Source organism: Mucilaginibacter sp. SMC90, assembly GCF_022811725.1.
In the GTDB taxonomy this organism is placed as follows: domain Bacteria; phylum Bacteroidota; class Bacteroidia; order Sphingobacteriales; family Sphingobacteriaceae; genus Mucilaginibacter.
In genome coordinates this window covers 3,385,936-3,411,760 of record NZ_CP094527.1, presented here as the reverse complement: position 1 = coordinate 3,411,760, position 25,825 = coordinate 3,385,936, and the positions used below count along the sequence as shown (strand labels likewise).

Below are 25,825 nucleotides of genomic sequence, written 5' to 3'. Positions count from 1 at the left end.
ATGCTGCAGCATTTAGATCCGCGTAATCAGGCGGCCCTTGTATTAATGGGCTTATTGGTTGTTTTAACACTGGTTGAAATGGCCCTGAGCTATTGGGAAGATCGCAAGTATTATGAAACACGTGATACACTGACCAATATATATCTTACATCGCTTGCCGTTGTCACCAACCTTTGCGTTAAGGTATTTACTTTCTTTATACTGGATTATACCTACCAACATTACAGGCTGTTTCAAATTCAGAATACTTTTTGGTATTGGTTTGTACTGGTCATAGTTCAGGACTTTTTATATTGGGTGTTGCATTACACGGGACACTACTGCCGTATTTTTTGGGCAATGCATGTCACCCACCATTCGTCAGAACATTTTAACTTTACTACGGGGTTCCGCTCTACCGTTTTTGAACCGCTTTACAGGGTATTCTTTTACCTGCCGCTGGCGGTAATGGGCTTTAACGCCCTGGATATTTTATACGCTTATTTAATTACCCAGCTTTACGGTAACCTGGTACATACTCAATATAAAATCCCGCTGCCAAAATGGTATGGCTGGTTTTTTGTAACGCCCGCCCACCACCGGGTGCATCATGCATCCAACATTCCTTATCTTGATAAAAACATGGGAATGGTGCTCATTATATGGGATAGGTTGTTTGGAACTTTTCGGGATGAAGATTTGCCGGAACCCGTTAAATATGGCATAACCAAGCAGCCCGAAGATATGGGACCGGTAAACGTTTTATTTCATGAGTGGAAAGCGTTACTTCATGATGTAAAAAATGCCCCCGATCTTAAATCAAAAATAGGATACTTTATTCATCCACCGGGATGGAGCCACGACGGCAGTACCCAAACCGCGCGTGTATTGCAACGGGAATACAGAGAAATGGAAGAGGCACATAAAAAGCACGAAACTGCCGCCTAACAATACTATATTTGGTGCGGCACTTTTGTGCCTCGCTAAACCATGTTGCAATTAATATCCAAACTTCAGCACAATACATACGAAAAAAGCGAATACTCTGACGAGCAGCCTCGTAACGTTGATGAAACTATCCAACTGATCAAAGATTTCCCCTGGGACGCTGAACGTGCATTAACTGACATTCAGTTAACCGGCCCGTCGGTAACTATTCAGGATATCGATTTGAATTACCTCAAATTAGGGCTTTACTTTAATGGTAAATTCTGTGTTTATTATCTCGACAGAGATAATCATTTATATGAGTACCACGCAAAAACCGTTGATGAAGCTTGTGAACTGGTAAAAGGCTTTTTTGAGCAAACGCTGGATCTTAAACCATTTGACAAGCACTTGTTCAATATTGGAAACAAGCCGCACTTTGTAAGCAACGATTTTATATACAGGGTAAGTCCACTTAGGGTAATTGCTTCCGTAGCCATGCTTTCTACATATGCATTGTTTATCATTTACAATATAATAGCAGGCGGCTTTAATCCTACCAATAAAGCAATTCCAGTTATTGCCATATTATTTATAGTCCTAATTGGTCTATTTATAGGCTATCTGGTATTTATTGCAATGGGTGGCCGCAATCAGTATTTACAAATCTCACGCGGAAATAACCATTTCTCGTATGGAATTGATAGTCAGCATATCGTAACTTACAACAAGGCTGACATTGAAGAAATTGTTTGTACACAAGGTCGCAACATGAGTGATGTCCAAATCAGGTTTAAAAATGGAGAAGTTATTAAACCCACTATGCTGATCAAAGACTATGATCTTATTCAAAAATTCCCTGAAAAATCGGGTGTTAAGATAACTTATATCCGAAAAACCATGTTTGGAGAATCAAAAACCGATTATCACCAAATTTAATTTGGTTAGGTATTCTTTTTTTATAAAAAATAAAATTTTCTATTGACAAACTCTTTTTTTACCGTACATTTACGTCGTAATAAAAAAACAACAAATGAAATTAACAGGTGCATATTTTTTTGGTTACTACTTTTACTTTACCAGTAAGAGCCGGGACTAATATGTACTAAACAAAACATATAAAAACACAAAAAGTCCCGGCCCATAAGCCGGGACTTTTTGCTTTAACAGGGTTTATGAAAATAGAAAGACCAAAAGTTGCAATTCAGGGAATCCGCGCTTCTTTTCACGAAGAGGCCGCGATCAAATATTTTGGCGAAAATATCGAAACCATTGAGTGCAACTCTTTTAAGCAAACATTTGAAAGCTTAAAGAAACGCGAAGCTGATTATGTAGTAATGGCTATCGAAAACAGCATTGCCGGTAGCATTCTGCCAAATTACACTTTGCTGCTTGATTACGGCTTTCCCGTGGTTGGCGAAATTTACCTGCCTATCCAACTGCACCTGATGGCTTTGCCAGGTGTAAAGTTTGAAGACATTAAATATGTAACCTCCCACCCCATTGCCCTGCGCCAGTGTGTTGATTTTTTTGATGAATATCCGCACCTTAAAATTGTAGAGAGCAGTGATACTGCCGCCTGCGCAAAACGTATCAGGGATGAACAATTGACTGATACCGTAGCGGTTGCTAATGCCCTGGCAGCTCAACTTTATGGTTTAGACGTACTGGAACGCCGCATCGAATCAAACAAAAGAAATTTCACCCGCTTCCTGATCATGACCCAGCATGATAATGTTGAGAAAAAAACAGCTAACAAAGCATCGCTGTGTTTCCAGGTGAGTAACAAAGTTGGTGCATTAGCTAAAGTACTTAACATTTTTGCCGAAGAAGGTGTAAATATGAGCAAAATTCAGTCGATGCCGATTTTGGGTAAACGCAACGAGTACAATTTCTATGTCGATATTGAATGGGACGAACAAAAGCAATATGATGTATCGATAAGGCAGATTCTCAAGTATACTCATAACTTTAATATCCTTGGCGAATACGAAAGGCATGATGATGAGCCAACAACTGCTCCAAAACCACACCGCGCCGAACGAAGTATCCGCAAGTATATTAACATCAGGCGTAATGTATAAGCTAAAGGTAAAGCGTAAAACAGCAAGCAAAAAAAATTAACATAAATAAAATTATTAACTAACATTCCCGGCTACCACCGGATAAATAAAAACAAGATGAAACTAAATTTAAACATACAGCCGCTTAATACCTGGATCAATACAGGTAAGGAACCTCTGGTAATTTCAGGCCCTTGCAGCGCTGAAACGGAAGAGCAATTAGTAGCAACAGCACATTTATTGGCCCAAACTGGTAAAATCTCAGCACTACGTGCAGGTATCTGGAAACCACGTACACGTCCGGGCGAATTTGAAGGTATTGGCAGCATTGGCTTAGAGTGGTTAAAACGTGCCAAAGAAGAAACCGGCCTACCTACCGCTGTTGAAGTTGCCACAGCAAAACACGTTGAAGAAGCTTTAAAAGCAGGTGTTGATATCCTTTGGGTTGGCGCACGTTCAACTGCAAACCCGTTCACTGTTCAGGAAATTGCCGACGCATTAAAAGGTGTTGACGTACCTGTAATGGTTAAGAACCCAGTAAACCCCGATCTTTCATTATGGGTTGGCGCATTAGAGCGTATCAACAACGCGGGTATCACTAAACTGGCTGCTATTCACCGTGGCTTCTCATCTTACGAAAAATCTGCTTTCCGTAACGAACCAATGTGGGATGTTGCTATCAGCTTAAAAACATTAGCTCCTGAGCTGCCTATCATCAATGATCCGAGCCACATTACAGGTAACCGCGACCTGATCGGCTACGTTTCACAAAAAGCGTTAGACCTTGATATGCAGGGCTTAATGATCGAATCGCACATTGATCCAAGCGTAGCATGGACTGATGCTAAACAACAGGTTACCCCTGCTGCCCTTGCCGATATCATTGATCATTTAACTTTACGTAAACCAGAAGTTAGAAATGCTGAAGTAAACGATAAAATGACCGAACTGCGTAACCAGATCGATAAGATCGATGACCTGGTGATCCAGAAAATTGCTGAGCGTATGCAAATTGCCGAAAAAATCGGTCAGTATAAAAAAGAAAACAACATTACCATTTTACAAGTTGGCCGTTGGGACGAAATCCTGCAAAAACGTACAACTTATGGTAAAGCATTAAAATTAAGCGGCGAGTTTACTGAAAAATTGCTTGAGCTTGTGCACAACGAATCTATCCGCAGGCAAACAGAGGTAATGAATGCTGAAGCCGGTCAGGGTCAAGCTGCAGAAAAACTTACACACGCTTAATTTTATAATGATGCAAAACATCATTCTTAAAAGAAATAACAAGGTTGTTAATGGTACGGTTAACCTCACCGGTTCAAAAAGTGAGTGTAACCGAGCACTTATCATCGAAGCACTTAGCGAAGGTAAGGTGCGGGTTGAAAATATATCTGATGCTGCCGATGCTGTTTTGTTAGCAGGCATTTTAAGAGCGACTCAAGAGTCAGGAATCAAGAACCAAGAGGTTTTAGCAGGCGATGCTTCTTCTAATTCTGAAATCGAAAGTTGCAAATCTCAAATCGTAGATATCGGCCCGGCGGGTACAGCTATGCGTTTTTTAACAGCTTACTATGCCATTCAGGAAGATGAAGTGATCTTAACCGGCAGCAAGCGCATGAAAGAAAGACCAATAGGAATATTGGTTGATGCATTACGGGTGCTGGGTGCCAATATTGATTATGAAGAGAATGATGGCTATCCTCCCATCAAACTAAAAGGTGGCTTTAAACAGCAAACCGGTAAGATCAGTATCAAAGGCAATATTAGCAGCCAGTACATTACAGCGTTGTTACTCATTGCTGCCAGGTTGCCTTTAGGCCTGGAACTGCACATCGAGGGTGAGTTAACATCACGCCCCTATGTTGAAATGACCCTGGCCATGCTTGAAACAGCCGGCATTAAATACAATTGGGAAGGCATTATAATTTCAATAGCCAAACAGGATTTTGCTACAACCACATTAAGCGTTGAGCCTGACTGGAGTGCTGCATCTTATTGGTACGCTATTGCTGCCCTTGCTGATGATGCCGACCTGTTTTTGACAGGACTAACGCCTTACAGCTTACAGGGCGATAGCGTGATAACCGAGATTATGGCCAACTTTGGTATCACTTCGCAATTCAGGGATGGCGGTGTTCATTTGAAAAAAGAGAACAAACCTATCTCCCGCCGTGAATTTGATCTGAAGGAATGCCCCGATCTGGCACAAACTGTAATTGTTGTGTGCGCGGCACTTAACCACGAAGCATCGTTTACCGGTTTGGAGACCTTGAAGATCAAGGAAACCGACCGTATCCTGGCCCTGCAAACGGAGCTGGGCAAGATGGGTGTTAAGCTAATTGAAAAAGATGAAGTTTACACGCTTGATTGCAGCGGCAAGTTTATTCCTGATAATATCTTCATCAATACTTACCACGACCACCGGATGGCTATGGCTTTTGCGCCGCTTGCCCTCATCCTTCCACAAATGGAATTTGAGAACGGGCCGGTAGTTGAAAAATCATATCCCGCTTTCTGGAACGATCTGGAAAAGCAAGGATTTGAAGTGGAAGAGAATGAAGCTTAAAGCTGAAGGCCGAAGGCTTAAAGCAAAACACAAACCACCACGTCATTGCGAGGTAATCTCAAATGCGGGTAAGACTTACGAAGTTTTAAAAACTTCGTAAGTCTGGGTTCTAAAACATAAACCACGTCATTGCGAGGTACGAAGCAATCCCCGATTAGCAGGTCAGCCCTATATAGTTCGCGATTGCTTCGTACCTCGCAATGACGGTTATAAATACTAACATCTCATATCTAAAAATAACTATGGCAGGCAATTCATTCGGGCAATTATTCAGGATAACCACTTTTGGCGAATCACATGGCGAAGCCATCGGCGTAATTATTGACGGATGCCCGGCCGGCTTACAGGTTGACCTCGACTATATCCAGGGCGAATTGGATAAGCGTAAACCCGGCCAATCAAAGATCACCACTCAACGTAAAGAGAGCGATACGGTTAAAATTCTTTCGGGAGTGTTTGAAGATAAAACTACCGGCACCCCTATTGCTATGCTGATCCCTAATGAAGATCAGCGATCAAAGGACTACAGTCATAACGTTGATGTATTTAGACCATCGCATGCCGACTATACCTATCAAATCAAATACGGTATCCGCGATCACCGTGGTGGTGGCCGCTCATCAGCCCGCGAAACGGCTGCCCGCGTTGCAGCAGGTGCTTTAGCTAAACTACTGCTTAAAACCCAGGGCATTGAAATTGTTGCCCATGTTAGCAGCGTAGGTAAAATCAATGCACCCAATGTATTCATTAATAACCCGCTTGAGTTTATTGAAGAGCGCGAAAAAAACATTGTACGCTGTGCAGATCCTGCAACTGCCGAAGAAATGATAGAATTTATTGACAGTGTGCGTAAAGATGGTGATACCGTAGGCGGCAAGATCAGCTGCTATGTAAAAAACTGCCCGGTTGGCCTTGGAGAGCCTGTATTTGATAAGCTGCATGCCGATTTAGGCAAAGCAATGCTGAGCATTAATGCTGTTCATGGCTTTGAGTTTGGCTCCGGTTTTGAAGGCAGTGAAATGCGCGGTTCAGAACATAACGACATTTTTGTAAAATCGCATTTAGGCGATGTGCAAACCATTACCAATTTTTCGGGAGGGATTCAGGGTGGTATCAGCAATGGTATGCCTATTGAGTTTAAGGTTGCATTTAAACCGGTAGCCACCATCATGAAGAGTCAAGCTACCATTGATAGCGAAGGTAACGCTGCAGAGATCTCAGGCAAAGGCCGTCATGACCCTTGCGTGGTTCCGCGTGCGGTTCTCATTGTTGAGGCTATGGCAGCACTTGTTTTAGCTGATCACTGGCTCAGGAACAGAAACGCCAGGCTGATTTAATGATGTGCAAATATGCAGATGTGCAGATTATGCAATAATTCGCACATCTGTATTCATTTCATAATTTGCACATTTGCATATCCGCACATTTGCACATCATTCTCATGCTTACCTCAATTATCCAATTATACAAACAAGCCTATAGCGGACTTTCAAAAAACAGCTGGTACCTGAGCATCGTAATGCTTATTAACCGCAGCGGCACCATGGTTGTACCTTTCATGACCATTTATACTATCAGGCAGTTGCATTTTACCATTGAACAGTCGGGATATATCATGGCCATTTTTGGTGTAGGCGCTGTATTAGGAGGGTTTATAGGGGGCAAGCTGATCAATAAAATTGGCTTTTATGATTTACAGGTAGGGGCATTACTTACCGGCGGGTTCCTTTTTCTTATCCTGGGCTATCAGCACAGCTTTAAAAGCATGAGCTTTTGCATTTTTGTATTGAGCATTTGCAACGAATCATTCAGGCCCGCAAACTCTACTGCCATTGCACATTACAGTACTGAAGAAAACAAAACACGCTCGTACTCGCTTAACCGCCTGGCAACAAATTTAGGCTGGGCCCTGGGCGGCGGGCTGGGCGGATTATTGGCCTCAATAAACTATCATTTACTTTTTTGGGTAGATGGCTGCACCAATATTGCTGCCGGCATATTGTTACTTACTTTGATGCCCCGCTCAAAAGTGGCCAAAACTATTAAAGAGGCTGTTTCTGGTTTTGAAGAAGTAGTTTCATCGGCTTATAAAGATGGGGTTTACCTGCTATTCATATTATTAGCAACGCTGTTTGCAACTTGCTTTTTCCAGTTTTTTATTATGCAGCCTGTATTTTACAAAATACAATGGCATTTTAATGAGCGATTTATAGGTTTCTTATTGGCGCTGAATGGGATACTCATCGTTTTGGTTGAAATGATACTGATCAACTGGCTTGAAGGTAAACGGCATGTATTAACTTATATCATCGCTGGTATTTTAGTTACAGGAGCCGGTTTTGTGTTACTTAACCTGATGCCGCACGTGCCTTTAGTGGCTATACTAATTGTAAGCATGGTAACTTTGGGCGAGATGCTTTCGATGCCTTTCATGAATACCTTTTGGATAAGCCGGTCAAATGCGCGCAACCGTGGAGAATACGCCGCGTTATACAGTATGTCGTGGTCTGGCGCACAGATCATTGCTCCATTTTTAGGAAGCCAGGTTATTGCGTATGGCGGCTTTGAAATGCTTTGGTGGTTGTTAGGCGGTGTATGCCTGTTTGTGGCCTTTGGTTACTTTATCATGAAACGATATATACATATTAATAAACGGGTGCCCGTTTTACCTTAAGCTACTGTTATGAAAAAGGCAATCATATTAGATCTTGATAACACGATATACCCGGTTAGCTCAATAGCCGATCATTTGTTTAACGAACTGTTCAACTTCCTTGATCAGCATATTGCCAGCGAAGGTATCGATCATATCAACAAGGCAAAAGAAGATTTGAAACGGATCCCGTATCAAAAGGTAGCAGACAAGTATCAATTTAGCGAAACCGTTAAAAACAAGGGGCTCGAACTGTTGAATAATATTGAGTATAAACTACCAATGCAACCCTTCGACGATTACCAGCACATCCGCGAAACAAATATTACCAAATTCCTGGTTACTACGGGTTTTACCAAACTGCAATGGAGCAAGGTAAGAATGCTGAATATCGAAGCCGATTTTGAAGCTATACATATCGTTGATCCGGAGCTTTCACCTCTAACCAAAAAGGATATTTTCGCATCAATATTGGAGAAATACAATTATCAACCAGAGGATGTGCTGATTATCGGCGATGACCCTGAATCAGAAATAAAGGCTGCGAGCGAATTAGGAATAGATACATTTCTGTATGATCCCGAAAATAAACATCCAGATGCGCAGGTAACTTATCGTTCGCAAAACCTAAAGGATGTGGCGGTTATTATTGCAAATCAATAATTAGGAGGCACCTACGGAGCCGTAATATTGTTTTTATTTCGCTATAAACATGGTACTCCTCCGGAGTTGGGCCATTGGCACTAAAACTCCGGAGGAGTACCATGTTTGTAGAACGAAACCCGGAGGCTTTTAGGCTCCGTAGGTGCCTCCTTTCTCAAAGCGATTATCTACAATTGTCCTTGCTTAAGCACTTTCACCGTAACCAAAAGTTGCCCCAGGTGCCGCATGGTATGCTCGGCTGAGTGGGTATACAAACCTATCACCGTTGAGGGCAGTTGCGCTCGCCCCACTCCTTTCCACTCAGTTAAGGTAGATTCATCAGTAGTTTTAAGCTGCTGTAGTACAGCGTCGATCTTTTGGTTAAAAGCCTTAACCAGAGACCCAACGCTTTCTCCCTCATCCTGTTTTCCCTCTGCTGCGAGATAGGCTAATTGCTCATCGCTTAACAACGCGCCTTTGGCATAAGTAAAAAGTCTATCGAGCACGCCCGTTAAATGCTGCAAATGAAAACCCGGTGATGCCATACCGGCAAGCTTTTCCCATAATAACGTTTCAGGAAAACCGGTCATCAACTCATTGAGTTCTTCTCTCGACTGTAAAAGCGCATGTGCCACCGGTTGCACCAAAGCAGGAACATCCGCCAGTGGTCCGCGAAGCCAAACTTCAGGTAATTTTGTATCAGACATTAGTTTTTATTTAATGATGCTTTTACTTGTTCATGATTAAGCGTTTGAGGAAGGCCATATATTGTCCTTACTCGCTCGTGTGTATTATCAGTCCAAAGCCAGCTTGTCCATACCATAAACCAGGCCCATTCGGGTTGGGCTGCCAGAATTTCGGGTTTTGGCAGTTCACCTGTTTCTGTTAAAGCTATGATCTTGCCATTGGCAACCTTAAGCAGATCGTCATAATCCCGTTGTTCATAATCAAAGTGATAGATATCAGCACCCAAAATATCCACATAGGCAGCACCAGGATAAAAATCTTTATAGTCATAAGCTTCATCCAGGGGCAAATCCCGTAAACCGTTGGGCCCCCAAACCCAAATCAGGTTATTAAGATGGTGATAATTGGTATATCGGTCGTACATCATCTTCCAAAGTTTGATGATGCCATCATTACCTTTTTTATTTCCCCACCAAAACCACACGCCATTCATTTCATGGTACGGACGCCACAAAACAGGTACATGTGCATCTCTGAGCTGTTTTAAGTAACCGGCTACTACATCAATCTGGGCCAGCCATTTTTTGTTCAAATCGGTATTGGGTGTTATTAGTTCTTTCCACTGCTCGTCGGTCATTTTTCCCTGGATACTTTGTTTCCAATCGTACGGTGGATTATCTAACGGTCGGCCCTGGTGCCACATGAGTGTTACCAGGTATCCATCCTGCCATTTCTGCTTAGCTTCATTAACGAGGTCCTGCCCGAGGTCTTTATCTCCCCAAAGCATGAAATCTGAACCCCATACAGCGGGATAATGTCCTGTAATAGCTTTGGCACTGTCTGAAAAAACGTCACGGTCACTGTTATAATTCTGTTGACCCGACAAAATATGTTTCCCTTTGATTCTATAAAGAAAAGCAAGCAATTTATTTACTTCGGGCGAAGCTTCTTTATTTACGGGTTTAAAACTTTGTGCTAACGCCATGAAAGGCAATGATATGATTAACACAAGCGGAAGTAGTTTTTTCATTTTAATTAAAACAAATTATCTGGTTTAAAGTTTAAGACGGGCTATGTTCAAAAATAAATAAAAAGCAAAGCCCTTTATGGTATGGCTATTGCTATTCATATGCAATATTTAACTATCTTTCGTGTATATGACACCTATCCCTATTAAAAAACACCTTATCCCTATTATACTTTCCACGTGTTTTATTATGCTATTGCTTTTTCAAAGCTGTAAAAAAAAGCATGAGATGATTGCTGAAGACATGTTCAAGATTACACAAAACGAGATTTTCAAAAAGGCCGATACCGAAGAATATATACCTGTTTTTAAAAGAGTTTTTGCTAAATACAGGCCTAAAACAGCGAACCCGCTGGTAATAGAATCATTTTTTAAAAAGAACGAATACCAACCTATTTTAGTTATAAATCACTTAAACAACGGCGACCTTGATGCTTTACCCGAATATCTTGAAAAGATCAACGAGCATGGTCTTGACCCGGCAGTTTATCCTTCAAAAGAGATCAAAGCCCTTGTTGCCAAACTTAAAAACAAAACAGCGATCACAACTATTGATGAAGCTTACGAAACTGTTGCCAAACTTGAGGTTTTAACTGCAGGTGCACTGGTAAAATATGCCAATGCGTTGCAGTATGGGGTTATTAATCCTAAGAAAATCTATTCAAGATATTTTATGGCAACTCGTAGACCTGATAGCACAACTATGCTTGCTACCTTAGACAGAGCCGATTATAAATCGTTTCTTGATAGTATCCAACCTAAAAGTCCGCAGTATTTAGCTTTGCAAAAGGCATATAGAGACAGCACTACCATAGAAGGACTTTCAAAAGAAGAAAGTAAACGTTATTTATTAGTTAGCCTTGAGCGTTTACGCTGGCGAAACAAGCCTTACGAACCCAAATATGTTATCGTGAACATACCCGATTTCAGGCTTGATGTTATGGATAGTGGTAAATCGGTTTTAAACATGAAGGTTTGCGTAGGCCAGGGACGCAATATGAAAAATCAAAATACACTTGAGCATTTTGACGATACTGCAAGGGCTGATAAACCATTTCCGCGCGAAACACCTATATTAAACAGCGTGATCCACAGTGTTGAGGTAAACCCAGTTTGGAATATCCCACGCAGCATTGCCACAAAAGAGATCATTGTTGAAGCAGCTGACGATCGTTACTATCTTGCCAATAAAAATATAGATGTATTTAAAGATGGCAAAAAGATAGCCGATCCGGAAACCATTGACTGGACACAAGTTACACCTAACAACCTGGAGTATGAATTTAAGCAACGTCCTGGCGAAGATAATTCTTTAGGTAAGATAAAATTCCTTTTTAAAAATCGCAGCAGTGTTTATCTGCATGATACACCTGCAAAAGAAGCCTTCCGCCATACCATGCGGGCAGTAAGCCACGGCTGTGTGCGCCTGGGCGATCCGCTTGGTCTGGCACAGAACCTGTTTGGTGAAGGTGCTGACCTTGATACCATTTCAAAAGATATGATTGAGGATAAACCGGAGCCCACTAACATTGGCTTACCAAAGAAAACGCCTATTTATATCACCTACGTAACCTGCTGGGCCGACGATAGTGGCACCATCCAATACCGGCCAGATGTTTACGGCCTGGATATAGTGCTTTATGCTCACCTGCAAAACTTTTTAGCAAAGTAGCAAAGCAACCTTTATATGGACTACTACGAAAACCAGGAATGATAACAAAAAATAGCCCGGCAAACTTTTAAGTAAGCCGGGCTTCATGATTTGGTTTATAGTTGGGGTTGGATTTAAAACTTTGCAAAGTTGAACGAAGTATCAGCGCTCGCCATCAAATTAAGCGGTCCGGCTTCGTCCAGATATTTTGAATAATACGATTCGTCGTTTCCGTTAATAAATATAACATTTTTTCCGGCAATTGTATTAATTACTTTATTAATTACTTTTGGCGATACTGCCGGGCATCCAAAACTTCTGCCAATATATCCCTGCTTATTAATAGCAGCCGGACCAACATAATTAGCCCCATGTACAACAATACTCCGCATGCGGGCATTGCTGTTAAAGCCTTCATCCATACCATCAAGATATAATGAACGACCATGTTTGCCGTTGTAAACTTTATCGGTAATATAGAAACCAAGACTGCTTTCATGCGAATCGTTGGCATCTGAGAAATGGCTGGCCATTTCTTCGCCACTGCCCGAGCCGTGAGCAACCCAGGTATTAAGTACCAATTGTTTGCTCAAAAGATTAATGATCCACATGCGTTTTTCACGGCTTGACTTGGAGAAATCAACAACGGTAAGCACTTCGCTGCTTTGAGGCACAACGTGCGAAAGCTTTAAATTGGTGTAACCCGTAACCGCTTTTTCAAATACATTGAAAGCTAAACCTGTTTCTCCAAGATGAGCAGATTCGTATAAACTGTTAACGTATTGCTCAAATAGTTCTTTTGTTGTAAACGCTGCATTTTTTTTTCTTACGCTCACTGATCTGTTTGCACCATCCGATTTCCAGCTTAAGATTGTTGCTGATAGAAAAAAAATCGCCATAGTGACCCACAAAAAATGTTTCCTCATACGCTTGCCTGAGTTTAATTTAATTTAAAATAATTAGGGTATAGTAACAGGTTCTGGACGGTGTGTTAACCTGTTATTAACAGGTCAATACAAAAATATACTTTAAAACCTAAAATCCAAATCAGCAAACAATAATTTTTTACTTAAATGAAAATAAGTTTAAAACTAAGCAATATTTTCGACTGTTATACGGAGCGAAAAAAAGAAAGGTTGTGGGTTAATTTTACTTAACCCATTTAATTTTATCTTCAAGCGGAATGGTGCGTTTTCCTTCGGGATATTGATCGGCGTAACCAAGATATAGCACCCCCATCACGTTATCTTCTTCCCTTAAGTTCAAAAATTCTTTAAAAGCAGGCTTCAAAATAGCACCACCCGTGCTCCAGAAAGAAGCCATATTTAAGGCCGTTGCTCCTAACAGAATGTTCTGAATAGCACTTGACACTGCAGCAACCTCCTCAAACGGAGGTATTTTAGGCAGATCGCCACGCTTCATTACTGTTATGATCACATGAGAAACCTTATTACCAAGTGTTTTCAGGTTGTTATATGCAGCCTCATTGAAATCTTCGGCTGATACGCTCTTTTTATAAACTTCGGCATGTTCGGCACAAAACTGCTCAGGGTTTTCATAAACAATGAATCGCCAGGGCTCGGTGAAGCCATGGGTTGGAGCCCAGTCTGCAAGTTCAAGCAAGGCAGCAATATGACCGTTTGGCGCTTTATGGCCGTTCATCATGGCCGGCTTTACAGTACGGCGGGTTTTTATATTTTCGGCGACGGTTAAAAAAGTATGATCCATAGATTAGATTAAAAAAAACAGTTGGTGAAATTAATGATTTATGGATCACTACTTTCACCAACCTGTAATTATGATTTATTAATAAATAGCGGGATATTTTGAAGGATTAGCCTCGTTCATCATAGCGTAAACGGTTTCAACCACATCATCAACAGATGGTTTGCTAAAGTAATCGCCATCAGAGCCGTATGGAGGCCTGTGCTCTTTAGCAGTAAGTGTTTTAGGCTGGGCATCAAGCGAATAATAACCGCTTTGGTTCTCTAAAATCTTTTGAAGGATATAAGCAGAACCCGCACCAGGCAGGTCTTCATCAACAACCAGCAACTTGCTGGTTTTCTTTAATGAAGTACCACAAATATTCTCTGTATCAAATGGATATAAAGTTTGAGGATCGATCACTTCGATATTGATCCCCATAGCGGCCAGCTCTTCAGATGCTTCCTGAACAATACGTAAAGTTGAACCGTATGATACAACTGTAATATCGTTGCCTTCCCTTAAAACTTCGGCCTTACCAAGCGGCACTGTAAATTCACCAACGTTTGCAGGTAATTTCTCTTTTAAGCGATAACCGTTAAGGCACTCGATCACCAATGCGGGCTCATCTCCTCTTAGCAAAGTGTTGTACATACCTGCAGCCTGGGTCATATTACGGGGAACACAAATATGAAACCCACGCATTGAACCCAAAATAACACTCATCGGCGAACCTGAATGCCAGATCCCTTCCAAACGGTGCCCGCGGGTACGTATAATTAACGGCGCTTTTTGCCCGCCCATTGTACGGTAGCTTAAACTCGCAATATCATCGCTGATAATGGTTATTGCATAAATCAGGTAATCAAGGTACTGGATCTCGGCAATTGGCCTTAAACCACGCATTGCCAGCCCCATACCCTGCCCTATGATACTTGTTTCACGAATGCCCGTATCGCTAATGCGGATCTCGCCATATTTGGCTTGTAAACCGGCAAAACCCTGGTTAACATCGCCTATAGCACCCAAATCCTCACCAAAGGCAACGATACTTTTATCGCGGGCAAAATTGGCATCAAACGCGGCATTTAATACTTCGCGGCCGTCCATCAACTTTGCATCATCATTATAGATAGCCGGCACAACAGGCACATAAAGAGGCGATTCGGGGGTGCCAGTAAACAGCTTTGAATTATAGCGCTCGACATTCTTAACACCTTCTGTTTTCAACCAATCTGCCAAGGCCTTCCGTTGAGCATTATCGTCATGAACCGTTAAACGCAATGCCTTACGGAGAGCCGTAAATATCTCACGACGTCCGGCATCGATACTTGAACGTAAACCTGCAGAAAGAGATATTATTGCTTCTTTTTGTGATGACAGTGATTCGGCAAAAGCATCTATTAACCCTGCTGCTTCTTCAACTTCCGCTTTTATTACTACGGCCAGTTCATTAGCTGCCTCACGCTGACATTCACGTACATATCTTTTTGCTTCGGCTTCAAGTTCTTCCAGTTGTATTTCGGTAGTGATTGCCGAGGCTATCATCCACTCACGCATTTTAAGCAGACAGTCATGCTCATCTTCCCAGGTCAGGCGCTCCTTACTTTTATAACGCTCATGTGAGCCTGAGGTTGAATGTCCTTGTGGCTGTGTCATTTCGGTAACATGGATCAGCACAGGTACATGCTCCTCCCGGCAAATGCCGATGGCCCGTTCATAAGTTTCGCAAAGGGCAATATAGTCCCAGCCGCGAACTTTAAAGATTTCATAACCATTGCTTCCGTTTTCGCGCTGAAAACCTTTTAATACCTCAGAGATATCCTCTTTAGTGGTTTGCAAACTGGCCGGTACCGAAATAGCGTAGGCATCATCCCAAATAGAGATAGCCATAGGCACCTGCAGTACGCCAGCAGCGTTGAAAGTTTCAAAAAATGAACCCTCGGATGTAGCACCGTTACCAACGCTGCCAAAAGCCACTTCATTACCATTAATTGAAAACTGTTTCAGGTAATCCAGTTCTTTATTTTGGCGATATAATTTTGATGCGTAAGCTAAACCTAATAAACGGGGAATCTGGCCGGCAGTTGTCGAGATATCCGACGAGCTGTTCATGGTTTCAACCTGGTTAACCCAGCTGCCGTCGGTATTTACAAAACGTGTAGCATAATGACAGTTCATTTGCCTGCCGCCAGAGGCTGGGTCTTTTTCAATATCGGGGTTAGCATATAACTGGGCAAAAAACTCCTTCATGTTGCTCATGCCTGTGGCAAACATAAACGTTTGATCGCGGTAATATCCCGCACGCCAGTCGCCTGCACGAAAAGCCTTGGCCATAGCCAATTGTGCAACTTCTTTGCCATCGCCAAAAATACCGAACTTTGCCTTGCCCGTTAGTACTTCCCTGCGGCCTATCAAACTGGCCTGACGGCTCTCATAACCAATACGATAATCATCAATAACAATCTTCTTGAAATCATCAAAACTGAGCTCGGCAGTATTAAATTTACTGGTAGCGCGTGTTGTAGTTTCAGGCATATAAAATTTTGTTTAGACGGTAAAAGTATAAAATTCTATTCTGTATTAGGCAAACTAACAGATAAAACCCGGAGTTTGAGTAATAGTTTTGTAATTACATTAAACCTTTTATATTTGTAATAATCAAATATAACGTATGAAAAAGATATTAATGATTTGCGCGGTAATATTGGGCTTTGCCTTCACCGCATCAGCACAAGATAGCGGAAAAGCTGAGTTTAAATTTAACGAAGAAAAGCATGACTTCGGTAAAATACCACAAGGCACTCCGGTTACTACTGTGTTTGAATTTACCAATATTGGTAAAGAGCCACTTATTTTAACAGAAGTAAGGCCAACCTGTGGCTGTACCATTGCCGATTACACCAAAACTCCTGTAAAAAGCGGCGATAAAGGCACTATCAAAATCACTTACAATGCTGCTGCTGCTGCACCGTTTAACAAAACAATTGTTGTTAAATCAAACGCAGTAACGCCCGAAAAATATTTGAACATTGTTGGTGAAGTTGTAGCTAAACCCGCGGCGAGCAAGTAATTTTTACATGCTTGATATATCCCGTATATCAACCGGGATATTTAAATAATATTTTAAAAGACCCGAAACCGGGTCTTTTTTCGTTTACAAAGGTTTTACAAACTATAACTTTCATTTTTAGTAAATTTGCAGGATGCCAAAAATATCTGAAAAAGGGCAACGAATGCCCGCATCACCGATACGTAAGTTAACACCTTATGCTGATAAAGCTAAGCAGGATGGGAAGAAGGTGTACCACCTCAACATCGGCCAGCCCGATATTGCTACACCCGACGGCATGCTGAATGCCATTAAAAATATTGATTTCAAAGTTTGGGCCTATACCCCAAGCGAGGGTACATTAAGCTACCGTAAAAAACTTACGCAGTACTATAATAAGCTGAATTATAATATTACCACCGAAGATATTATTGTTACTACTGGCGGGTCGGAAGCTATCAGCATTGCTTTAATGGCCTGCCTTGATTCTGGCGATGAGGTCATCATACCTGAGCCTTTCTATGCCAATTACAACGGCTTCACCAGTCAGGGCGATATTGCGGTTAAACCAATACTATCATATATTGATAATGGTTTTGCACTTCCTCCTATCAGCGAATTTGAAAAACTTATAACAGACAAAACCAAAGCCATCATCATTTGCAACCCAAATAACCCCACCGGTTATTTGTATTCAAAAGAGGAAATGGAGGCATTGAAGAAATTGGTTTTAAAGCATGACCTTTACCTGTTTTCGGACGAAGCTTACCGTGAGTTTTGTTATGACGGCCGCTCATTTATATCGCCAATGCATATGGACGGGCTTGAAGAAAACGTGGTAGTAATGGATACCGTAAGTAAACGCTATAGCGCCTGCGGTGCCCGGTTAGGCTGCCTCATTACTAAAAACAAGGAATTACGCACTACTGCGTTGAAATTTGCCCAGGCCCGTTTAAGTGCCGGCATGGTTGAACAAATAGCCGGTGAAGCAGCCGTTGATACGCCTGACAGCTATTTTGAAGCTGTAAATAAAGAGTATACCAGCAGACGCGACACCCTGGTAAGTGCATTGAACAAAATGGATGGCGTTTATTGCCCTAATCCGGGCGGCGCGTTCTATGTGGTAGCCAGGCTTCCTATTGATGATGCCGACAAGTTTTGCCAATGGATGCTGGAAACCTTCAGCCTAAATAACGAGACTGTGATGATGGCCCCCGCCACAGGATTTTACAGCACACCAGGCGCAGGATCAAACGAAGTGCGTATGGCCTATGTTTTAAACAACGACGATCTTAAAAAAGCAATGATTTGTTTAGATGAGGCATTGAAAGTTTATCCGGGCAGAACAGTTAGCAGTGAACAGTTGTCGGTGAGCAACTCATAGCACAATATTTTGCAGCAGGCGGTTTTGCAAATATGTAAACTGCCTGCTGTTAACTGCAAACTAAATTCGTATATTTGTAATCGCTTAACTGCAAACTGCCCACCGGCAAATGCAAACTCAAAAAAATGGGGTCGACCGGAATTGACAGGATGGAGATAAGTAGGTAAGCATGCAGCGCGTTGGGTGAATTAGCGCTTAAATCTGAACGCTCAAACTTACAAATGGCGAAAATAACTACGCCTTAGCTGCCTAATTTAGAATTAGCATAGCTTTTGTCCCGCCGGTTTTCCGTTTCATCGGATCGGCAATCGGGGCATCGAAAGATGAAACTGGTTTGCTTAAGGTGTGCATAGCGAACGAGATAAAGCACCTAAGGAAGACGGTACAGGTAAGCGACTGACCTTCCCCTTCCCTACAATTAAACAGAAGCTAAGCATGTAGAAAGCTTACCTTATACCATGTTTGGACGAGGGTTCGAATCCCTCCGGCTCCACCCGAAGGGATTTCCAATTGGAAATCCCTTTTTTTTGTCAATTCAAGCAATCCTTTTTCTTTCATTATCAGGTAGTTATGAGATAGCGATGGCATCATTGTTGGTGTTCGATAGATACCATTTTCATAGTACAAGTTGCTGTCGAACACCATAGAAATAAACTCTCTTTTTTCAATTGTAGTTGCCTGATTATAAACGTATTCCATATCTGTAAGCATGGTTAAATGGTTCGACACGAGTTTATAGCCAGATTTCGGATCTTTACTATATCTTTCTATTGTTGCGTTTAAGGTGAGAATCTCTGAATTATAGTTAGCGTACCAGCGATTGTATGTCTCTCGGTTAATCTGATTACTAATCCATTTTTCTTCCACTGCGTAAAGCTTTTCCTGAATCTTTAATAATTCTTCTTTTTTCTCTTTAGCAATTGCTTGATTTTCTTTAAACTTTTCGTTTAAAGATGCCTCTGCCTTGTTTTTGATGGCTTGAACTTGCTGTATGCTAAGACTCATAAGCTGGCAAACCTGTAGCAGCTGTTCATGTGCTTTGGTGGCACTTATATTATTATGCCGCGAATGTTTGCATTTATAGTAATAGTACCACGTACCAGCCTTGCCTTTCGATGGAGCACCGGATAATGGTTGACCACAATGACATTTTAAGATTCCCCTTAATGGTATTTCATCATCAAGGGTTTTCTTGCTTCTATCAGGCTTCATCATTTTATTTTGAACCACGTTCCAAGTTGTCATGTCAATAATTGGTTCGTGCCTTGCCGGAAATAGTCCGCCTGGATGTTCTTTAAACGCTTTTGCCCTAACCATGCCAGCGTATGCAGGATTACTTAGTACTCGTTCTACGGCCATATTACCCCCTCTGTCGAAGCCCATTTTTCTGACCTGCTCTTTAATAACATTCAAGGGAATATCCCTTAGATAAGATTCGTAGATAAAATGAACAATTTTGGCCTTTTCCTCATCAATAATTAAGGTTCGTTCTTTTCCTTCGCCTTCTTTTTTGTAGCCAAATGGTGGAAGATTACTCATGAACCGCCCCTCTTTAGCTCTGGCAGTATAATTCCCACCACGAATTTTTATGCTTCGATTGATATTGTCTTCTTCTGCTAATAGTAATTGCAAGCCCGTTCTGAAATAGCTACCTGGAGTATCATAATCAAAAACTATCCCTTCTGTGACGCTGACTATTTGGATGCTATATTGGCGCTGTAATTTTTTCACCAAAGTCATAGCCTCTCCGGCGTCACGGCTAAACCGGTCTAACTGATCGACAATGAGATAGTCAACATTGCCCTGATGCTTTTTTATAAATTGCTGAAGTTTTAAAAAATCTGGCCTGTCAAAAGTTTTGGCGCTGTGGCCACGGTCAATAAAACTATCTACAAGCAGGATTTTATTATATTCAATATATTGGTCCGTATAAAGTTCCTGGCGTTCTATCGATCCGTTACTTTGTCCAAGATTACTAAATCTCAGATACCTGATCGCTCGTTTCATTTAATTCTCTTAAAGTTGCGTTGACAATTATTTCTGATATCAGATTGATCAGCTTTAGTTCTTTTTGCTGTTCAACCTCTTCAATATTCTGTATGATGGCTTCATCAACAGAAAGTGTACCTGTTTTTTTAGCTTTCATAGGCAATTTTCTAAGCCCGAATATTGAGTTATCGAACACAATTTTATCAGGAGTACTTAGGAAGTACCTAAAACTAAATCAGGAAAATTGGATGAGTTTGGATTTTAAATGATTGCAGAAAGCAGAAAATACAAGAATACGGTTCAATATAATCTATTGAATCCTTATTGTGGAGTAATAAAATTTAGAAAATTTAATTAAGCTACCTCGTTCGCTTCCTCTTCGATCCCCTTTGCAATAGATATAACCCGGTTAGATGGGCTCGGAAAATATGTGAACAACATATTTTCATAGATTTCAAGAAAATCCTTTTTAAAAATTGGTGAAGTGCTGCCAGAAAAGCTAACGAAGATATTTTTAATAGCAGTTTTACCTATAAACAATTTATACTCAGCGTCAGTAACATGATATGCAGCCAGCGTCTCTTCATAAGTTGAAAAGTCTTTGTCTTTCATACTATGCTGAACAGCTAAACAACGTTGATCAAGCTGTTTGTTTGTATCACCAATCAACTCTTCTCCGATGTAACCAGCCTCTGTATATTTGTTTCTATCCAGTAACATAATCATTAAAATTAGTTAAAAGTTCCTGATTATTCAAATTTATTTCACCGTGCCAGTCACTATTACGCAGGATTGACACCATTTCAGGCATACTACTCCATTTATTAATTGGAAATGCTTTACCGTCTGGTTCCTGATTGTAATAATTGTCAAATACCTCTTTAACCTTTTTAAATTCTTCTGCTTTCAAAGATAATTTTGCATTTGCCAGAATAAGGCTCATTTCAGGTTTGTTAACCGCTGTAAAATGTGCTTTAGCCCAAACAAAACCACCATCTTCTAATGCCGCGTGAACTTTAATCAAATCAACGCCGATATTTAAATATTGTTGTAAACCGATTTTCAGCATTGTTTTACCATGGCCCTGATTTCGAGCTGTCTTTGGAATTCTGAAAAAATCGTGCATTACCGTTTTTTCATTATTGTCCTTTATAAAGGTTCTGGAAAAAACAAGGCCATTTTGGGGATCGTCATGATCCTCCGAAAAATATTGAATAATTAGCTCCTGGGGATCTTTTTCGTCAAAACTAATCACTTTGGTAAGTTTCTTTGAAGTCATCGGACTAAGCATATTGTTAATCTCTGATAAGAATTGAAGCAATTCAAAACCATCAAAGTTGGCATTTAAAAAGTCAACTAATGATGTTTTACTTCCTGGCGCATATAACACAAAACCTAACGCCTGGCATGAGAGCCATTCTGCTTCAGTAATTATATGTTTGGTAGGTGAAGGTGAAACAGGCATACCATAAGATTTTGGGTAAAATTAATCAGATTCAATTACAGTATCCGATTTTATATCTCGAAGGATTAAAATAATTCAGGAGTATTTATTACCTGATAATTTTCTTCATCAATCTTTTCAAACCATTGTTGATTTATTGGTAATTTTTCTTTTGCAAAGGTGTATTTTGGTTCTGGATGATTATACAACATCATTTTAGGCGATTCATCACTATATGGTGAAAGTCTTTGAACCAGCAAAACCGCAGAAACCGATGAATTGACCAAGTGCTGCTTTGCGATAAAAAATCCGAAATCCCTACAAAGTTTCAAGGGTAACTTATCCTGAAACCTTGCGCCCTCAAATAATGCCAGTTCCATATCTAAATGGCCAAGAAACATATCCTCACTATTCAATGCAATAATGTAAGGACCATTTAAATCATATTTTGACGGACGTTTATCGTTTAAAGCTGTGAGAACATTTAAATGAGGTGTAACAACCTGTGCAGGGTTCTGCATAAATCCGATCCCTCGCTTAACGGATGACGAAGCTGACAATAAGGTGATGTTGATTTTCCAGCCACCATCTTCTATAAATAGTTGCCTGGCTCGATGCTGATCGTTTATATAGTTCCGTATATGATGACGAATCTTTTTTAAAGAGGGAGTATTTGGGGCGCAAGTAAGCCACTCTATATTGATAAAATACTCCTGTTTATCTATTTTTTTGAATGAATCCAGGATAACTGATTGTAATTCCTCTATAGTATCAGTTATTCCGGAGTTGCTTGAACATGTACATTCAACATATACGGTTTTACCATCAATACTAACCTTAAAATCTGGAGTAGCAACTTTACCTCTATCCAATGCTTCAATAGGAAATCCTTTATTTCTAAAGTAATGAAATATATACAACTCAAATAAGGCAGCGGTATGCTGCTTGTTATTTTTTGACCGGAACCGCTTCAGAAATTCAGTAGTAACCGGAAATCCATCACTCCATAAATTAATCTTTTTTCTTGCTCTTTCGGCCTCGTCAATAGCTGAGGTATTTAAAAATGTATAATGTTCAACTACGAAATTATCACGGTTGATGTCAGTTCTTTCAAAATCATCAAAGAGCTTATTTACCATTGGAATAAGGTGTTATATAAATTCTAAAATAATACATCCTAAACAATGTTAACAGTTGTTTCCATTAAATAGGCAATTAAACTGTGTTAGCAGATGGACAACGCGTGTTTTAATATTTGAAAATCTTTAATTTAGTAATCGCCAGAAACTTTATCAATTTATGGGCAAGAAAACTTCAGGAAAAAAGAAAACGGACTACACGGATGACTTTAAAGCAATAGATGGAAGAAAAAAGGGCAATTTGTTGCTCCAAAAGACTTTCGATGAAATAGGAAATATCTATTCCGGAATTCATATTTCTGTTGTGAGTGAGGAAAACCAGGATGACCGAGGAATCGATTTTCAGGTTGAAATTATTGGAAAAGCTAAAAACGAAACTCTTGAGATATTTAAGTTGCAAAATAAAGGTACCCTTGACCCGGTAAAACCTTTAATTAAAACGGAAAATAAAGGCTTAATATCATTTCAAATTTCTTTACGGCATGTTCGTTATTACCGGCAGGAGATACCTTTTGCTACCATGTTTATGTTGTGCGACGTGCCTAACCAAAAGGTTTTTTGGCACGCCATCCAACTCGATGATAGTGTCGATGATAGAGTTGATCAAGCTGGTGATGATCAGGAAAGTGTGCAAATCTATATTAATCCGGCTCATCAACTCAATGCACAAAATTTTGAAAAGTTTTTAGATCAGATCGGGGAATCTAAATCAACACAGTTTTATAAAACCACAGATAAAGATAGCCCCATTTTTTCCAATGGAGCTGATTTTGAGGTAGACGAAAAGAAACCATTATTAGACCAGGTTTATGATTTATTTGAATACCTATATGACGAGATCAGGTATCTCCCAAGGCACCTGTTAATCCGAAATAAACCTTTTAAAAAGGCTGATGGTTTCATTCCATACATTAATTCTTTCAAAGCAACCACTGATAATAAAGAATTGATAGAATTGTTCGACTCTTTTCAGGTTAATGATGACCATTCCATTACATTTAAAAATCCATCACTAATCAGTGGTGTTGTTGATGCGGAAAATAAAGCAAAGCTGGTTTTAAAGAAATTTACTGAAAATCATATTTATTGGCTTGGAAATGATTCCAGGAAATCGGATGTATCATTGAGGTATTTCCCGGATCAGGAATGTGATTGTGTCGCTTGCCGGTATTACAAGTTAGATATTCCAGGTTCAATTAAATCAATTGATAATCAACCTACTGAAGGGTTACTTGATAAAATGAAGGTTGCCTACATGCATTACCAATTAGGTAATTTTGTTAAAGCAGCTGAAATGCAAAAAACAATTGCTAAAGAAGCAAAAATCGCGAAAAAGCCGGTTATTTATGCCATTACACAGTTTAACCTGATTAAACTGGGAAGATTGATAAAGGGGGGGTATTATGATATCGATATTATAAATACTGCTGCTTCGGATCAGAATATTGATTTGGATAAGGTAGTTTTAAGATCTGCCACCAAAGGGCATAATCTGAAGCTTGCAAAATGGATAAAAAATCAAAATTTCATCAATGAGCCAGCTTATGAAATTCACGAAGCGGTTGGTAAGATCAGGGACAACTACCAATCTTTTATTGACGGCAATGTTGGCAGAAACAGGCATTTCAATGAACTGATTGATTCAGTTGCTCAACTTAATTCTTTTGTAAATGGCAATTATATTGTTTTTGATAGATGGGGTGAATACAAGCAACTAATTGATGCAATGACTGAAGGGCTTTTCGCTGCTTATGCTATGAAAGACGAAAACCCCAATCTACCACAGAAAATTAACGATTATCATCTGCATCGGATGATTTTTGACGGAAGTCAGGAAATGATCTGGCGATATTTCAATAAGTACCGGCTTACATCTATAGCCTACGAACCATGGGAAAAAGATGATAACCTTCATTTGTTAATTAAAAATCTTCTCGCAAACAATCATTTGGTAGATGAAGCCTTTAAAAATTACAGCCCGGATGATGGTTTTTTTTGGAGAAACAAATACCCCTCCTTATTCGCTAACACACTTTGTATAGCTTCGATTGTAGAAATGAGCGATCTGGAAGCAGAAACGGTTATATCTCAAATCATTTGTTGTATTAACAATGGGCCATTACATTCACCTGATTGTTACGTAAATGTCAACTCATTTATCGTCAAAAAACATCCTCAGTTAGCTTCATCGACACTTGAACGACTTTTCTGGTTTTCACTGCTCCAAAAAGATGCTTATGCGCAAGCGAGGATTAGTATAGTGTCCAATGCCATAAAATTCCGTGGTATAAAATTGCAGGTTTCAAAAGCTGAGGAAAAGGTTTTAATGAATAGTAATGCTAAGGACGACGAAAGAAGAGAAAATAATATTGGCGTATATGTTTATCCAATATTACCTGCAACCCTTCAAAAGAAGATTATCAATAAACTGGAAAAGAGACTTGATCATAAATTTGATGCCTATCAGTATTACTATGCAAGTATTTATGATCTGCCCTTAGATCTTAAATATTTGGATAAGTTCATTGCTCAGGCTGTTCCAGATCCTAACCGGCCAAATTTTCAGGCCATGCTCGGTAGCGAGACTGAAAATAAATACCCGATGTTTGATATGCTACTTAATCTCTGCTTTAAAATGGAGATAGACCTAAAAAAAATTACCGATTTGAATTTCTTTGGTTACGGTGATTATTACGATTGGTTACTTGACATTGCCAATTTTGATTATTCTAAATTTAAGGTCAGATGGATTGGACTCTATGCCACTAAATTTTACTTTGCCGCATTTAGAAAGCATCCGGTCATAAAATCAACATTAGAAACTTATTTAAAATCTAAACGGGATAACCGGATGGAGCGGCTTTACATTGATCTTTATAATCCGCTAAATATTGAATCAGTAGAAGATTAAAGTG

At 40.2% G+C, this 25,825-nt stretch carries 21 protein-coding genes, 1 other RNA gene and 1 pseudogene; 13 read left to right on the top strand and 10 right to left on the bottom strand.

Annotation, left to right across the window (positions count from 1 at the left end; translation table 11 throughout):
* The 8 genes from MTO98_RS14450 (at window position 1) to MTO98_RS14415 (ending at window position 8,854) form a co-directional block, all read left to right on the top strand.
* Window positions 1-927 (top strand): sterol desaturase family protein, encoded by a 927-nt coding sequence (locus MTO98_RS14450; RefSeq protein ID WP_243487283.1) that lies wholly within the window; start codon window positions 1-3, stop codon window positions 925-927.
* Window positions 928-969: 42 nt separating this feature from the next.
* Window positions 970-1,845: a hypothetical protein gene (locus MTO98_RS14445; RefSeq protein WP_243487281.1), complete on the top strand. Its 876-nt coding sequence runs from the start codon at window positions 970-972 to the stop codon at window positions 1,843-1,845.
* A 236-nt stretch (window positions 1,846-2,081) separates the two neighbouring features.
* Window positions 2,082-2,990: a prephenate dehydratase gene (locus MTO98_RS14440; RefSeq protein ID WP_243487280.1), complete on the top strand. Its 909-nt coding sequence runs from the start codon at window positions 2,082-2,084 to the stop codon at window positions 2,988-2,990.
* Window positions 2,991-3,086: 96 nt separating this feature from the next.
* Window positions 3,087-4,217: a chorismate mutase gene (locus MTO98_RS14435; RefSeq protein WP_243487278.1), complete on the top strand. Its 1,131-nt coding sequence runs from the start codon at window positions 3,087-3,089 to the stop codon at window positions 4,215-4,217.
* Window positions 4,218-4,224: 7 nt separating this feature from the next.
* A complete protein-coding gene (aroA, locus tag MTO98_RS14430; protein ID WP_243487276.1) occupies window positions 4,225-5,538 on the top strand; it encodes a 3-phosphoshikimate 1-carboxyvinyltransferase in 1,314 nt (437 codons plus the stop codon).
* A gap of 242 nt (window positions 5,539-5,780) precedes the next feature.
* Window positions 5,781-6,875 carry a chorismate synthase gene (gene aroC, locus MTO98_RS14425; RefSeq protein WP_243487274.1) on the top strand — a complete coding sequence of 365 codons (1,095 nt, stop codon included), beginning with the start codon at window positions 5,781-5,783 and terminating at the stop codon, window positions 6,873-6,875.
* 104 nt (window positions 6,876-6,979) lie between these two features.
* Complete coding sequence (locus MTO98_RS14420) at window positions 6,980-8,212, top strand: MFS transporter (RefSeq protein WP_243487273.1); 1,233 nt, start codon at window positions 6,980-6,982, stop codon at window positions 8,210-8,212.
* A 9-nt stretch (window positions 8,213-8,221) separates the two neighbouring features.
* On the top strand, window positions 8,222-8,854 hold the full coding sequence (locus MTO98_RS14415) for an HAD family hydrolase (RefSeq protein ID WP_243487272.1): 633 nt from the start codon (window positions 8,222-8,224) through the stop codon (window positions 8,852-8,854).
* A gap of 167 nt (window positions 8,855-9,021) precedes the next feature.
* On the opposite strand, the gene MTO98_RS14410 is transcribed toward MTO98_RS14415, so the two are convergent.
* Both MTO98_RS14410 and MTO98_RS14405 read right to left on the bottom strand, forming a co-directional pair.
* Complete coding sequence (locus MTO98_RS14410) at window positions 9,022-9,540, bottom strand: DinB family protein (RefSeq protein ID WP_243487270.1); 519 nt, start codon at window positions 9,538-9,540, stop codon at window positions 9,022-9,024.
* On the bottom strand, window positions 9,540-10,550 hold the full coding sequence (locus MTO98_RS14405) for a glycosyl hydrolase (RefSeq protein ID WP_243487269.1): 1,011 nt from the start codon (window positions 10,548-10,550) through the stop codon (window positions 9,540-9,542). Before MTO98_RS14405 ends, MTO98_RS14410 begins: the two co-directional genes overlap by 1 nt.
* A gap of 226 nt (window positions 10,551-10,776) precedes the next feature.
* Here MTO98_RS14405 and MTO98_RS14400 point away from each other — a divergent pair, with 226 nt between their 5' ends.
* Window positions 10,777-12,219 carry a L,D-transpeptidase family protein gene (locus MTO98_RS14400; RefSeq protein ID WP_243487268.1) on the top strand — a complete coding sequence of 481 codons (1,443 nt, stop codon included), beginning with the start codon at window positions 10,777-10,779 and terminating at the stop codon, window positions 12,217-12,219.
* Window positions 12,220-12,332: 113 nt separating this feature from the next.
* On the opposite strand, the gene MTO98_RS14395 is transcribed toward MTO98_RS14400, so the two are convergent.
* The 3 genes from MTO98_RS14395 to MTO98_RS14385 form a co-directional block, all read right to left on the bottom strand.
* A complete protein-coding gene (locus tag MTO98_RS14395) occupies window positions 12,333-13,034 on the bottom strand; it encodes a murein L,D-transpeptidase catalytic domain family protein (RefSeq protein WP_243487267.1) in 702 nt (233 codons plus the stop codon).
* A gap of 313 nt (window positions 13,035-13,347) precedes the next feature.
* Window positions 13,348-13,926: a nitroreductase gene (locus tag MTO98_RS14390; protein WP_243487266.1), complete on the bottom strand. Its 579-nt coding sequence runs from the start codon at window positions 13,924-13,926 to the stop codon at window positions 13,348-13,350.
* Window positions 13,927-14,004: 78 nt separating this feature from the next.
* Window positions 14,005-16,440, bottom strand: coding sequence for a thiamine pyrophosphate-dependent enzyme (locus MTO98_RS14385; protein WP_243487265.1), 2,436 nt, complete (start codon window positions 16,438-16,440; stop codon window positions 14,005-14,007).
* A 136-nt stretch (window positions 16,441-16,576) separates the two neighbouring features.
* On the opposite strand from MTO98_RS14385, the gene MTO98_RS14380 reads away from it, so the two are divergent.
* The 3 genes from MTO98_RS14380 (at window position 16,577) to ssrA (ending at window position 18,834) form a co-directional block, all read left to right on the top strand.
* On the top strand, window positions 16,577-16,975 hold the full coding sequence (locus MTO98_RS14380; RefSeq protein ID WP_090525844.1) for a DUF1573 domain-containing protein: 399 nt from the start codon (window positions 16,577-16,579) through the stop codon (window positions 16,973-16,975).
* A 133-nt stretch (window positions 16,976-17,108) separates the two neighbouring features.
* Window positions 17,109-18,338 carry a pyridoxal phosphate-dependent aminotransferase gene (locus tag MTO98_RS14375; RefSeq protein ID WP_243487264.1) on the top strand — a complete coding sequence of 410 codons (1,230 nt, stop codon included), beginning with the start codon at window positions 17,109-17,111 and terminating at the stop codon, window positions 18,336-18,338.
* Between the two features lie 127 nt (window positions 18,339-18,465).
* Window positions 18,466-18,834, top strand: a transfer-messenger RNA (tmRNA) gene (gene ssrA, locus MTO98_RS14370).
* A 776-nt stretch (window positions 18,835-19,610) separates the two neighbouring features.
* Here the strand turns inward: ssrA and MTO98_RS34460 are convergent.
* From MTO98_RS34460 to MTO98_RS14350, 5 genes and pseudogenes are all read right to left on the bottom strand, one after another.
* A pseudogene (locus MTO98_RS34460) lies at window positions 19,611-20,345 on the bottom strand (recombinase family protein); the annotation flags it as partial.
* The gene (locus MTO98_RS14365; protein ID WP_167667790.1) at window positions 20,314-20,484 is read right to left on the bottom strand and encodes a hypothetical protein; all 171 of its coding nucleotides are present in this window, start codon (window positions 20,482-20,484) and stop codon (window positions 20,314-20,316) included. The pseudogene MTO98_RS34460 and the gene MTO98_RS14365, both read right to left, overlap by 32 nt.
* Window positions 20,485-20,681: 197 nt before the next feature.
* The gene (locus MTO98_RS14360; protein ID WP_143065068.1) at window positions 20,682-21,047 is read right to left on the bottom strand and encodes a hypothetical protein; all 366 of its coding nucleotides are present in this window, start codon (window positions 21,045-21,047) and stop codon (window positions 20,682-20,684) included.
* Window positions 21,034-21,792, bottom strand: coding sequence for a hypothetical protein (locus MTO98_RS14355; protein ID WP_091207524.1), 759 nt, complete (start codon window positions 21,790-21,792; stop codon window positions 21,034-21,036). The genes MTO98_RS14360 and MTO98_RS14355 overlap by 14 nt, the downstream gene beginning before the upstream one ends.
* 65 nt (window positions 21,793-21,857) lie before the next feature.
* Complete coding sequence (locus MTO98_RS14350; RefSeq protein WP_091207527.1) at window positions 21,858-22,910, bottom strand: hypothetical protein; 1,053 nt, start codon at window positions 22,908-22,910, stop codon at window positions 21,858-21,860.
* Window positions 22,911-23,070: 160 nt separating this feature from the next.
* Here MTO98_RS14350 and MTO98_RS14345 point away from each other — a divergent pair, with 160 nt between their 5' ends.
* A complete protein-coding gene (locus tag MTO98_RS14345; RefSeq protein WP_091207530.1) occupies window positions 23,071-25,821 on the top strand; it encodes a DUF4365 domain-containing protein in 2,751 nt (916 codons plus the stop codon).
* The last annotated feature ends 4 nt before the right edge of the window (window positions 25,822-25,825 follow it).